The sequence below is a fragment of the Sphingobium sp. SCG-1 genome (assembly GCF_002953135.1).
GTDB lineage: Bacteria > Pseudomonadota > Alphaproteobacteria > Sphingomonadales > Sphingomonadaceae > Sphingobium.
In genome coordinates this window covers 2,275,773-2,287,875 of sequence record NZ_CP026372.1, presented here as the reverse complement: position 1 = coordinate 2,287,875, position 12,103 = coordinate 2,275,773, and the positions used below count along the sequence as shown (strand labels likewise).

The window sequence follows — 12,103 nt, the reverse complement described above, 5'->3', positions numbered from 1 at the left end:
ATCTGACTGTCGAGGAATCATTGCGTGAGCGCAACCGCTGAAAATACTTCTGTCGTTACGCGCTTCGCCCCCTCTCCTACCGGATTCCTGCACATCGGCGGTGCACGCACGGCGCTGTTCAACTGGCTTTTCGCGCGCCATCACGGCGGCAAGTTCCTGCTGCGGATCGAGGACACGGATCGCGCGCGTTCCACCGAACCGGCGATCGATGCGATCTTCGATGGCCTGAACTGGCTGGGCCTTTCGGGGGACGAGGAACCGGTGTTTCAGTTTGCCCGTGCCGCGCGCCACGCCGAAGTCGCCAACGCGATGCTGGACTCCGGCCATGCCTATCGCTGCTACGCGACGCCGGAAGAGCTTGCCGAATTGCGCGAGCAGCAGCGCGCCGCCAAGCAGCCGATGCGCTATGACGGGCGCTGGCGTGACCGCGACCCGTCAGAGGCCCCGGCAGGCGCGCCGTTCGTCGTTCGGATCAAAGCACCGCGCGAGGGTGAAACTGTCATTGAGGACGCCGTGCAGGGCCGCGTCGTCGTTCAGAATGCCGAACTGGACGACATGATCCTGCTGCGGTCGGACGGCACGCCGACTTACATGCTCGCAGTCGTAGTGGACGATAACGACATGGGCGTTACGCATGTTATCCGCGGTGACGATCATTTGAACAACGCTTTCCGGCAGTTATCCATTATTCGCGCGATGGGATGGAAAGAACCTAACTATGCGCATATTCCGCTGATCCACGGCGCGGACGGCGCGAAGTTGTCCAAGCGGCACGGCGCGCTTGGCGTGGACAGCTATCGCGACGACATGGGCATGTTGCCAGAAGCCGTGCTCAATTATCTGCTGCGCCTTGGCTGGGGCCATGGGGACGAAGAGATCATCCCGATCGAGCGCGCGATCGAACTGTTTGACCTTTCGGGGGTAGGACGCTCGCCGTCCCGCTTTGACATCAAGAAGCTGGAAAACCTCAACGGCCACTACATCCGCGAAGCCGACGACGCGCGCCTGGCGAGCCTGGTCGCGCCGCGCGTGGCAAAGCTGACGAACAGCGAATTGACGGAAGCGCAGGTGCACCTGCTCACCACTGCGATGGCCGCGTTGAAGCCTCGCGCCAAGACGCTCGACGAGATCGCGGAGGGCGCGCTCTTTCTCTTCAAAAAACGTCCGCTGGATTTTGACGAGAAGGCGTCCGCTCTGCTAGACGATGCCTCGCGCGCGCTGATCGGAAAAACCGCCGACGCCCTTTCCCCCGTCCAGCCGTGGACGATAGAGGCGATCGAGGAAGCTATACGGCATGTCGCAGAGGATGCCGGACTTGGTCTTGGTAAAGTAGCCCAGCCCCTGCGTGCAGCACTAACGGGGCGCACTACTTCGCCGGGCATATTCGACGTGCTCTTTCTGCTCGGGAAAGACGAAGTGATTTCAAGACTTTCGGACGTTCGCCAGCCTTCAGTCGGCTGACGCGCAATAAAGGAGAACAATATGGCCGACACCAAAGCCACGCTGACCCTCGGAGAGAAGACACAGGATTACGGCATCCTGGATGGCTCGGTCGGTCCGCAGGTTATCGACGTACGCAAATTGTATGCGAATACCGGCATGTTCACCTACGATCCCGGTTTCACCTCGACGGCCAGTTGCGAATCGGCACTGACCTATATCGACGGCGACCAAGGCATTCTGCTTCATCGCGGATATCCCATCGAGCAGCTCGCCGAGAAGTCGAGCTTCATGGAAGTGTCCTATCTGCTGCTGAACGGCGAATTGCCCGACAAGCAGACGCTGGATACGTTCACGCGCACGATCACGCGTCACACGATGGTGCACGAGCAGCTTTCGACTTTCTATCGCGGCTTCCGCCGCGATGCGCACCCGATGGCGATCCTTTGCGGCGTCGTGGGCGCGCTGTCGAGCTTCTACCATGACTCGACGGACATCAACGATCCGCAACAGCGCACGATCGCCAGCCACCGCCTGATCGCCAAGATGCCGACGATCGCTGCCATGGCGTATAAATATTCGGTAGGTCAGCCGTTCCTCTATCCGCAGAACGACCTGTCCTACACCGGCAACTTCCTACGCATGACGTTCGGCGTTCCGGCGGAAGAATATGAAGTCGATCCCGTGATCGAATCGGCGATGGACAAGATCTTCATTCTCCATGCCGATCATGAACAGAATGCATCGACCTCGACCGTGCGCCTTGCTGGTTCGTCGGGTGCGAACCCGTTTGCCTGCATCGCGGCTGGCATTGCGTGCCTCTGGGGTCCGGCGCATGGCGGCGCGAACGAAGCGGCGCTCAACATGCTCCGCGAAATCGGCACGCCTGATCGCATCCCGGAATATATCGCTCGCGCCAAGAACAAGGACGATCCGTTCCGCCTGATGGGCTTCGGTCATCGCGTGTACAAGAACTTCGATCCACGCGCGAAGGTGCTTTCGAAAGCGGCGACCGAAGTGCTCGACAAGCTCGGCATCAACGATCCAGTTCTGGATACCGCCCGTGAACTGGAGCAGATTGCGCTCAACGATCCGTACTTCATCGACAAGAAGCTGTACCCGAACGTCGATTTCTACAGCGGCGTGATCCTGTCGGCGATCGGCTTCCCGACCGAGATGTTCACGGTGCTCTTCGCCCTCGCCCGCACTGTCGGCTGGGTGGCGCAGTGGAACGAGATGATCTCCGACCCAGCACAGAAGATCGGCCGTCCCCGCCAGCTTTACACTGGCCCGACGCAGCGCGATTATGTGCCGGTCGAGCAGCGCTAAGCAGCAGTCATTCGATTAGAAAGGGCGGCGTCTCTATCGAGATGCCGCCCTTTTCGTATCTACCGGGAGTTTGGAAGCGAAGGTAGGCTGAGCGTGAAGCGCGCGCCATGTCCCAGAGCACTTTCGACGGTGACGTCGCCGCCCATCGCCCGCGCCAGCCTGCGCGAGATATAGAGGCCAAGGCCGCTGCCGCCTGCCTCATCGCGGCCAAGCCGCTCGAACTTGTCAAATATGCGATCCTGATCTTCCGGTGCGATGCCGCGCCCCTGATCGGTGACGGTGACCAGGGCCATGCCCTCAGACTGCGCGGCGCGGACCTCAATCACAGTGTTTTCAGGCGAATAGCGTACCGCATTGCCGATGAGATTCACCAACACCTGCAACGTGCGCCGGAACTCGCCAATAGCGGCTACGCCCTGCTCCGCGTCGGGGGCATCGATCCGTATCGCGCGATCCGCCGCCTTGACACCAAGCAACCCCGCCGCCCGCCGCGCGAGATCGGCAAGGTCGATGTCCTCAACCGTGACCGCAAAATCCGGGCGATCGATGGCTTGCAAGTCCGCCAGATCGTCCACCAATTCCATCAGGTGCCGGCCCGCTGTCGCAATGTCGGCGGCATACGCGGCATAGTCCGCCCGCAAAGGCCCTTCCAACTGGCTGCTGATCGTGTCGGCATTGGCGATGATCCGGCCCAGCGGCTGGCGCAATGCCCGATCGAGCCGCCGCCCGAACAGGGGCATGGCGTCGCGCGCGATGGAGGTTGCGACCTCCTTCAGCACACGCATAGCCTTGCCGCGATAGCCACTCAGTCGCCCGCTGGTGTCAAATATCGGCATTCCCGATAGGACATATTCGACGCCATCGGCACCTTTGGCGTACTGCGAGGCAAAGGATCGCCGCTCGGCAAAAGCGCGCAGGATGGGCATGTCGCCCTCGGCATCCGCCGCTATTGTGAACCATGCCGTCAAGGGGCTTCCGGGACTTGGCATCTCCGCCGCATCCCCCGTACCCGCCATGACGAACCGCAGTTGCGAGTCGATCTGCCACCACCAGCCTTCGCCGGTGGCGATCAGGTCCGCCTCACGCGCAGCCTTGTCATCGGACATAAGACGCGGCGCGCGCTCGCGCCATTCGACGACCGCAAGCTCAACCTTGCCGCCGCGTGGCTGTGCCCGCACCCACATATCGATATCGGCCATCGCGCCGGCGGCCAGCACCGGACGAGACAGCGGAATGTTCATCCTAACGGCCAGCCGCGCCAACGCCGCCAGTTGCGGGACGGCGAAAGGTCCACCCACCGTGCCGCCAGCCTGCGCCTGAAGGTTGGCGATAGGCATGTCCGCAGCGATTAGCCGCCCTTCGGCATCCACTGTCGCGCGCAGGATTTCGGCGGCATTCACGCTCGTCATCCTCGATCCACCTGCGGGATCATGGCCAGCTTTGCACGCAGTGCGGCAGGGCGACGTAGCGCCTGCATCTGATCCGCCGCATCATCTTCCCGCAGGTCGTCATAGCTCTGCGACAGCCGCACCAACGTCGGATCATCGCGCTCTCCACGGACGATCCGAAGATCGAGCAGCAGATGCCGATAGTCCGATGCCGTCCCGCCCAGCGCCTTGCACAAAGCCGCGAGTTGCGTGTCACCACCATGCACCAGCACATCCAGCACGGCGTCCAGCTCCACATCGGCCAATTCACCGGCGAGTGCTGCGAAAAGCAGATAACGCCGCTCGCTCAGTGCCTGCCCCAGCAATTCGGCGTGGCGGCCTCGATCGCGGAGCGTCCGCGCCAGCCGTGTCGCCAAGGCAAAGCCACTCGCTTCCTCGTCATGCCGCGCCAGCAGGGCGAAGGCGGCATCGGTCATCGCCATCATCGCGGCATTCTGTTCCGCAAGTCCGGCGCGGTATAGTTCGGTTCCCAGCACCGCCGCACTCGTCCACGCCAGTTCCGCGAAATGTTCGGCTGGCAAATCCGCTTGCATCGCCGATCCCGCAGCAATGCCGGCTTGCGCAGACCAGCGTGCTTCGGTACGAACCAGTCGCGCCGCAAGATCGACTACAGCAGCGTCGTCGTCTTCGATGAGCCAAGCCGTTCCTTGCGTGGGGTCCGCAGCAGGATCGCCGTCCCCCCGCAACGCCTGAGCGCCGAGTAGGCTGACGGCAGCGCGCAGTCGCATATGCGCCATCAGTTCGGGCGACAGGATATGTGGATGCCGCTGCACCGCGGGCCAGATGATCGGCCGGTCCACCAGCGTCAGAGTTGAACCCGCGAGGCTGCTGCGTGCTTCATCCACCAGTGCGGCTTCGATGGCGGTTAGGCATCCGGCGATGTGCCGACGCGCCTCAGTGGCAAGAGCATCGGGCCAGCCGCGCACGCCGTCCCGGAAGAAATGGCTGAGGTCGATCAGGTGCCGCACGGACGCACCTACAGGCCCGCTACCGGCGGCCGCTAACGGCCAGGAACCGGACGGTTCTGTATCGAAAATCGTGAACGATGCGGCGCTCATCCCACCGCTATAGGACGAGTGTCGTTAATTTCGACTAAACCGAACCTGCAACCGCCTCAGGCGCGCCTGCGCAGAACCATCATCGCGACCGAGCCGATGCCGCACAGATTCCCCAAAGCCAAACCCGCCGTCACGCTTGACAAAAACGCCACGATAATCAGCAGGATAAGCGCAGAACCGGGCGTGAACAACGCCCATGGCTTTATACCACCCGTCCGCCGCCAACGCACCGCCAGCAGGACGATGCCCAGCAACAGCGCGAGATAAATGCCGTCCATCCGCGCGCCTGCCTCGTCGCCCAGCATGATGACGCCAAGCAGTACGATGAGGCCAGGCATCAGCGCCATCCATCCATCGTCCTGCGCCCGCCGCGCCAACTGGCCGAGCCGGTCGGATGTCAATGATGTCGTCAATCCGCACAGCATCAGCAACATGCCGAACAGGGGCCAGGCGAGCATCACTGCAATCACCCCCATTGCCGAAAGCGCAATGCCGCCGATGCGCACCTGTGTCGCGGGCACTTGGGTACGCAGCAGCATCGGCGCGATCCGTGTCGCGATGCGCGAGAGCAGATAATGCTCCGCCCCGCCTTCGGTGGACGGCGCTTCGCTCTGCCCGCCAAGCAGCGCCTGTGCTACCAGATCTGCCGAAGCTTGGCTGTCGACGAGAGCGATGCGGCCTTCCAATATATCTTCCTGTGGTACGACGATGCGATAGCCGCCCGCCTGCACCGCCGCGCGCATCAGCGTCAGCTCCAAATCCCAGTCGCCCAGCATGTCGAGCGTGCCGAACAGCAGGTCGGGAGACACACGTAGCAACCCGGCCCAACGATGCTGCCCATCGATCCGCTCAAACCCGGCGGTAGCGCGGCTGTCATCCGCCGCGAGCAGGACGTTGCCGGGATGCGCTGACACGGCAGTGATATGCTTTTGTGCGATAATGGCGCCGTCGGCGATCAGCATCATGTCCCGGTCACGTGGCGCTTCACGGACCAGCGACACCATGTCACGGACCAGCATGACCGGAATGCCGTCCGCCGTCAGCCGGTCCACAGCACGCGAGAGCGGCTGCGTCACCGCACCCACCAGGATCATCACATGGCTTGCGCCTGCTTCGGCAGCCTGCCGCGCCTGATATTCCACGAGGCTATGGCCCGCGAAATGCAGTCCCGCGCGCAATTCCGTACCCGCGCCCGCCATTGGCGGTACGACAGTGGTGGAGTGGCTGGCGCAAATAACGGCCGCAAAGGACATGATTGTTCGGGAACCCGGCTGTGATGCAGTGAGCCAGCCTTTTCGCAATGCAACGCGCGCTATGCAAGGTCCGCGTTATAACGGGTCCGGCAGAGTTATCCGTGCGAGAGTTCGAAAGTCGCCAATGCCGCCTTGATCCGCCGAACGATTCGCGGCTCGCCCGGCGCGGAGACCGCCGCTTCCTCGGCCAACGCCATCAGCCCCTCAACTCCGAAACTGGCAGCCAGTCCCTTCAACCGCCACGCGGCCAGTTGCCAATTTGCATCGCATCTGGCGCGGCCCAAAAGGTCCGCCTGCCGATTCGCACTTTCCAGAAATGCCCCCCGCAGATCGGCGATGAGGGCGAGGTCATCGCCTACGGCAGCGGCCAGCGCCGCCTCCAATGCTCCGGGATCATAAGACATAATGCACGAATACGCGCCGGGCCGTTAAGTTTTGGTTGAGAATGGCCGTTTCCGTGCCGCCAAAACATGTTACAGAGATCGTCATGAACGGGGGCATAAAAATTGTCGATCTGCGACGCGGGAATCCCCGCCTAGTGGCACAAGAAACTGAAAACGAACAGGAACTGCTGCTGGAGAACAGCATCCCTGTTGAGGAACCGGTGGAGGAACTTCTATTGGAGGAGGCTCCGGAACCGCGTTCAAGATTATTCGACGTGGTTGGTTTCGTCTTCGGGTTTCTCGCGATCGCCTGGGTGCTGTTTTACGGCTGGGTGCTCTTTGGTCGCGGTACGGGCTCGCCCGCACTGGAGTCGGTGCCTTCAATCATCGCGACCCTGACGATGCCGCTGGCGTTGCTGATGACTGCTTACATATTGCTGATGCGCAACAGCCGTGCCGAGGCGCATCGCTTCGCCGACACAGCGCGCGTCCTGCGCGAGGAGAGCATCGCTCTGGAAGCGCGCGTTCAGCGGCTGGGCCGCCAGCTTTCGTTAGCGCGCGAGACCATGGTGGAGCAGGCGTCCTTGCTGGAGAGCTATGGCGCCGCCGCCAGCGCGAATATGGAGGCGTCGGCGCAGGTCATCGCTGTGCGGACTGACGAAACGGCCAAGAGCGCCGCCACTGCCGAGCACGCCACGACACAACTCGCGCAGCAATTCACAAGCATGGTGCAATCGCTCCCGCAACTGGAAGACCGCGCAGCCGAAATGACGGCGCGTCTGATCGATAGCGGCCATGCTTTGTCCGAGCGTATTGATGGGCTGGAGACCCGGTTGCACGCGATCGCGGAACTGTCCGACGATGCGCGCAGCCGCACGCTGGCGGCGACCAAGAGTCTCGCCAGCCAGTTGGGCCAGCTTCAGGATGCGACTCGATCCACGTCCGACGAAGTGAACGGCATGGCCGAACTGGCCGCCAACCGCATCGATGTGGCGCTCGAACGGTCACGCGCCGCACTGACCGAGACATGCAACGGTCTGGACGCGCAGAGCGCCACGCTGACAACCCTGGTAGAGCGTGCGCGACAGGCTCTTTCCGACATTGGGGCTGACTCGATTCGCGACTTCTCTGAGAACAGCGCGGAGATCGAGGCGCGCCTGCACGATCTCAATCGCCTGATCGAGGGGCAGAGCACACTGGCGTCTGGCCTGAGCGACGGCCTGACCGTCAAGCTTGCAGTGCTGGAGTCGCGCTTCGCCACATTTGAGCAGGAAGGGCTTGCGCGGAATGAACGTCTCGCCCGCGCTCTTGCGACGCTCACCAGTGAAGCGAGCCGGATGGACGAGGCGCTTGCGACCGGCAATGCGAGCGCCGAACAGCTTATCGGGAAGTCCGAGACGCTGATGCTGGCGATCGATTCGAGCGTTCGAGAGGTGGATGAGACCTATCCGCTGGCGCTGGGGCGGTTGAACACGCGTGTGGCGGAAACGCGGACGCTGCTCGCTGCGGCAGCGCCGGAGATCGAGGCGCTGGAGGCTGTGGCCGACGCGGTCCTTGGGCGCACACAGGAAGCCGAGGAACTGCTTCGGGGCCAGAGCCGTCGCCTGACCGAATGGCTGGAAAGCACGGAGCGTGGTCTCTTGGCCAATCGCACGCAGGTTGAGAGCCTTCAGGATGCGCTGGATACGGCGGGCAATACCACGACGCGGCTTACCGAAAGCGCGGGTCCGCAACTGATTGCTGCGCTGCTGCGCGTAAAGGATACGGCCGATCAGGCGGCCGACCGCGCGCGTCAGGCGCTGAGCCGGGCCATTCCCGAAGCCGCACAAGCTCTTGGCGAAGCAAGCGAGGCCGCAATGCAGCAGGCCATCGGCGACCGCGTGACCTTACAGATAAAGGAAGTCGCGGAAGTGGCCGAGCGCGCCGTGAAAACCGCGCACCAAGCGTCGGACCGCCTGATGCGGCAGTTGCTGACGATTGCAGACACCAGCGCAAGCATCGAACAGCGCATCGAACAGGCCGAGCAAGCCGCCGAAGAGCGCGACCGCGACAATTTCGCGCGCCGCTCGGCGTTGCTGATCGAATCGCTGAACAGCACTGCCATCGACGTGTCGAAGATATTGTCGAACGACGTGTCCGACTCTGCCTGGGCAGCCTATCTGAAGGGTGATCGCGGGGTGTTCACGCGCCGGGCCGTGAAGCTGCTCGATGCCGGGCAGTCACGCGAGATCGCCTTGCACTATGACAATGATCCCGAGTTCCGCGATCATGTGAACCGCTACATCCACGACTTTGAAGGAATGTTGCGGACGATCCTGTCGGCCCGCGACGGCAGTGCGCTGGCGGTAACGATCCTGTCGTCCGACATGGGCAAGCTGTATGTCGCGCTGGCGCAAGCGATTGAGCGCCTGCGCCAGTAATTCAGTGCATCATCCGCTCTAGCGAGTCAGTTGTGATCCAGCCGAAAACATAGTTCGCATAGTAGATCGCGAACATGATCGCGGCGAGGACCGTGGCGCGCCCGCAGACCAGCAACGGTCGGAAATTGCTGGGCGCACTATCGGCCTGCCCCGGCAACAGGACTTCCCCCGACTCATCGGGCGTCCGGATACCGAAGGGCAGGACCAAGAAGGCCGCCATGACCCAGAACAGGAAGTAGATGGCGACGATAGCGTAGCTGTTCATGACCTGCCTTTACGCGTTTACGATCAACACATCCACCACGGGCTTTTTGCCGGTCCAGCGCGTAGCGGCGCGGCGAACGGCCAGGCGGATGTTCTCGCGCAGCGCTTCGTCGGCTTTTCCGCCTTTGGTCACAGCCTTAGCCGCTTCGTCGGATGCTTCGGAAATGAAAGCCTCCTTGTCCTCCTCGACCGGCACGCCTTGCAGTCGGACATCGGGCCTTCCTATCAACCGGCCACCACGATCCACGGCGACCGCGACACTAATCTGGCCATGCAGCGCGATCTTGCGACGCTCGTTCATCGTCGCGCCGTCGGCAGGCAGGATGACGTCGCCGTCAAGGACGAGCCGTCCTGCCGTTTCCTTGCCGATGATCTTCGGCGCTCCGGGTGCCAAACGCACGATGTCGCCATTACCCTGCACCACGGCATGTGGAATGCCTTCGCTGAGACCCAGCCGCGCCTGTTCCGCCATGTGGCGCATCTCGCCATGCACAGGGAGCAGAATCTGTGGGCGAATCCATTTGTACATGGCCTGTAGCTCGGGGCGGCCGGGGTGGCCGGACACATGCACTTCGGCCTGACGGTCCGTGACCATCGTTACGCCCTTGCTGGCCAAGGCATTCTGAATGCGGCCGATGGCGATCTCATTGCCGGGAATCTGCTTTGACGAGAAGACCACCATGTCGCCTTCGGTGAGCTTGATCGGATGGCTGTCGAAGGCGACGCGCGCCAGCGCCGCACGCGCCTCGCCCTGCCCGCCGGTTGCGATAATCATCACCTTGTCGCGGGGCAGGTCCATCGCCGTGTCCCAATCCACCATCTCGGGGAAATCGCGCAGATAGCCTGCGCTCTTGGCATTGCCGATGATGCGGTCGAGCGAGCGTCCGGCTACGCACACGGTGCGGCCCGTTGCGCGCGCCACTTCGCCCAGCGTTTGAACGCGCGCGGCATTGGAGGCGAAAGTCGTCACGAGGACGCGCTGCTTCGCGCCCTTCACAACCTCCAAAAGGCCCTCCCGAACATCGCCTTCCGATCCGCTGGCTTCCGGGTTGAACACATTGGTGCTGTCGCAGACGAGCGCGAGAACACCCTCGTCGCCCACTGCGGACAACTGCTCGGGTGTCGACGGAACGCCTAGTAATGGGCGGTCGTCGAGCTTCCAGTCGCCGGTGTGGAATATCTTCCCATGCGGCGTGTCGATGACCAGCGCATTGCCTTCAGGGATCGAGTGCGCGAGCGGCATATATCGGAAGCCGAAGGGGCCAAGCTGAACGCTCCCGCCATTTTCGACGACATGGAGCTTGACCTGATTCTTGATGCCCTCCTCTTCCAGCTTCATGCGGATTAGGCCCGCAGTGAACGGCGTGGCATAGAGCGGCACGCCGAGATCAGCGGCAAGATAGGGGATGGCGCCGATATGATCCTCATGACCGTGGGTCAGGACGATGCCGAGAAGGTCGTCGAGATTATTCTCGATGAACGTCAGGTCCGGCAGGATCAGGTCCACGCCGGGATATTGTGGATCGGCGAATGTGAGGCCGAGGTCGACCATGACCCACTTGCCTTGGCAGCCGTAAAGATTGACGTTCATGCCGATCTCTCCCGACCCGCCGAGGGCTAGGAAAAGCAATTCGTTCTTGGGTGTCATTACGAAACAAAACTCCTGTGGCACCCCCGCCCGTTGGCGTGGTGCTTATGCTAATGTGCTGGAGAATGATCCAGCGGTCAGATTCTGCCATGCATCAGCGCCAGTCCCTGAATTGTCAGGTCCGGCGCGATTGCATCAAAAATATCCGTGTGCTGATCGAACAGCACGGCTAGGCCACCCGTCGAGATGACCTTGACCGGGCGACCGATCTCGGCCCGCATACGCGCAATGAGCCCCTCGATCATCGCCACATAGCCCCAGAAGACGCCGATCTGCATCTGCGCCTCGGTAGTGCGGCCGATGACGGACCGGTCCTCTGGCGCGGCAATCGCGATCCGGGGCAGCTTGGCGGCGGCGCTGACGAGCGCGTCCAGCGAAAGGTTTATGCCCGGCGCAATGATGCCGCCCTTATAAGCGCCGCTGTAATCCACGACATCGAAAGTGGTCGCCGTCCCGAAATCGATTACGACCAAGTCGCCGCTACAAAGATGGTGTGCCGCTATCGCATTTACAACGCGATCTGCGCCGACCGACGCAGGCTCGGCTACATCGAGTTCGATCCCCCAGGCGACCGGATGCTGACCGGCGATCAGTGGATCGACCTTGAAATATTTGGAGGAAAGCACTTCGAGGTTATGCAGGGCGCGCGGCACCACCGTCGCGATGATGACCGAATTGACGTCACTCAACGCGAAGCCTTCGAGGGTCAGCAATTGGTTCAGCCAGACCGCATATTCGTCCGCCGTCCGCCGCGGGTCAGTGGCGATCCGCCAACGCGCGCGGATGGTGTCCGATTCGACCAGCGCGAATACGACATTGGTGTTGCCGGCATCGACGGCGAGAAGCATCAGGCGGTCCTT

General features: G+C 62.4%; 10 protein-coding genes. 3 read left to right on the top strand and 7 right to left on the bottom strand.

Annotated features, from left to right (window positions below):
• The first annotated feature begins 24 nt into the window (after window positions 1–24).
• Together gltX and C1T17_RS10475 are read left to right on the top strand one after the other, a co-directional pair.
• Window positions 25–1,461: a glutamate--tRNA ligase gene (gene gltX, locus C1T17_RS10480; RefSeq protein ID WP_104953402.1), complete on the top strand. Its 1,437-nt coding sequence runs from the start codon at window positions 25–27 to the stop codon at window positions 1,459–1,461.
• 21 nt (window positions 1,462–1,482) lie between these two features.
• A complete protein-coding gene (locus C1T17_RS10475) occupies window positions 1,483–2,769 on the top strand; it encodes a citrate synthase (RefSeq protein ID WP_104953401.1) in 1,287 nt (428 codons plus the stop codon).
• Window positions 2,770–2,828: 59 nt separating this feature from the next.
• On the opposite strand, the gene C1T17_RS10470 is transcribed toward C1T17_RS10475, so the two are convergent.
• The 4 genes from C1T17_RS10470 to C1T17_RS10455 form a co-directional block, all read right to left on the bottom strand.
• Window positions 2,829–4,178, bottom strand: a complete 1,350-nt coding sequence (locus tag C1T17_RS10470) for a sensor histidine kinase (protein WP_104953400.1) — start codon at window positions 4,176–4,178, stop codon at window positions 2,829–2,831.
• Complete coding sequence (locus tag C1T17_RS10465) at window positions 4,175–5,275, bottom strand: DUF2336 domain-containing protein (RefSeq protein WP_104953399.1); 1,101 nt, start codon at window positions 5,273–5,275, stop codon at window positions 4,175–4,177. The genes C1T17_RS10470 and C1T17_RS10465 overlap by 4 nt, the downstream gene beginning before the upstream one ends.
• Window positions 5,276–5,331: 56 nt before the next feature.
• The gene (locus C1T17_RS10460; protein WP_104953398.1) at window positions 5,332–6,528 is read right to left on the bottom strand and encodes a hypothetical protein; all 1,197 of its coding nucleotides are present in this window, start codon (window positions 6,526–6,528) and stop codon (window positions 5,332–5,334) included.
• A 95-nt stretch (window positions 6,529–6,623) separates the two neighbouring features.
• Window positions 6,624–6,932: an Hpt domain-containing protein gene (locus C1T17_RS10455; RefSeq protein ID WP_104953397.1), complete on the bottom strand. Its 309-nt coding sequence runs from the start codon at window positions 6,930–6,932 to the stop codon at window positions 6,624–6,626.
• Between the two features lie 134 nt (window positions 6,933–7,066).
• Between C1T17_RS10455 and C1T17_RS10450 the strand changes: the two genes are divergently transcribed.
• Entirely contained in the window at window positions 7,067–9,331 is a 2,265-nt protein-coding gene (locus tag C1T17_RS10450; RefSeq protein WP_145958989.1) for a hypothetical protein, read from the top strand.
• Between the two features lies 1 nt (window position 9,332).
• Here the strand turns inward: C1T17_RS10450 and C1T17_RS10445 are convergent, their stop codons facing one another.
• The 3 genes from C1T17_RS10445 to C1T17_RS10435 form a co-directional block, all read right to left on the bottom strand.
• Window positions 9,333–9,596: a DUF1467 family protein gene (locus C1T17_RS10445; RefSeq protein WP_104953395.1), complete on the bottom strand. Its 264-nt coding sequence runs from the start codon at window positions 9,594–9,596 to the stop codon at window positions 9,333–9,335.
• Between the two features lie 9 nt (window positions 9,597–9,605).
• Entirely contained in the window at window positions 9,606–11,243 is a 1,638-nt protein-coding gene (locus C1T17_RS10440; RefSeq protein ID WP_104953394.1) for a ribonuclease J, read from the bottom strand.
• A gap of 77 nt (window positions 11,244–11,320) precedes the next feature.
• The gene (locus C1T17_RS10435) at window positions 11,321–12,091 is read right to left on the bottom strand and encodes a type III pantothenate kinase (RefSeq protein ID WP_104953393.1); all 771 of its coding nucleotides are present in this window, start codon (window positions 12,089–12,091) and stop codon (window positions 11,321–11,323) included.
• Window positions 12,092–12,103: the final 12 nt, after the last annotated feature.

Coding starts and splice junctions, on each gene's coding strand:
- C1T17_RS10475 (WP_104953401.1), top strand. CDS start 1,483: ATGGCCGACACCAAAGCCACGCTGACCCTCGGAGAGAAGACACAGGAT.
- C1T17_RS10470 (WP_104953400.1), bottom strand. CDS start 4,178: ATGACGAGCGTGAATGCCGCCGAAATCCTGCGCGCGACAGTGGATGCC.
- C1T17_RS10465 (WP_104953399.1), bottom strand. CDS start 5,275: ATGAGCGCCGCATCGTTCACGATTTTCGATACAGAACCGTCCGGTTCC.
- C1T17_RS10460 (WP_104953398.1), bottom strand. CDS start 6,528: ATGTCCTTTGCGGCCGTTATTTGCGCCAGCCACTCCACCACTGTCGTA.
- C1T17_RS10455 (WP_104953397.1), bottom strand. CDS start 6,932: ATGTCTTATGATCCCGGAGCATTGGAGGCGGCGCTGGCCGCTGCCGTA.
- C1T17_RS10445 (WP_104953395.1), bottom strand. CDS start 9,596: ATGAACAGCTACGCTATCGTCGCCATCTACTTCCTGTTCTGGGTCATG.
- C1T17_RS10440 (WP_104953394.1), bottom strand. CDS start 11,243: ATGACACCCAAGAACGAATTGCTTTTCCTAGCCCTCGGCGGGTCGGGA.
- C1T17_RS10435 (WP_104953393.1), bottom strand. CDS start 12,091: ATGCTTCTCGCCGTCGATGCCGGCAACACCAATGTCGTATTCGCGCTG.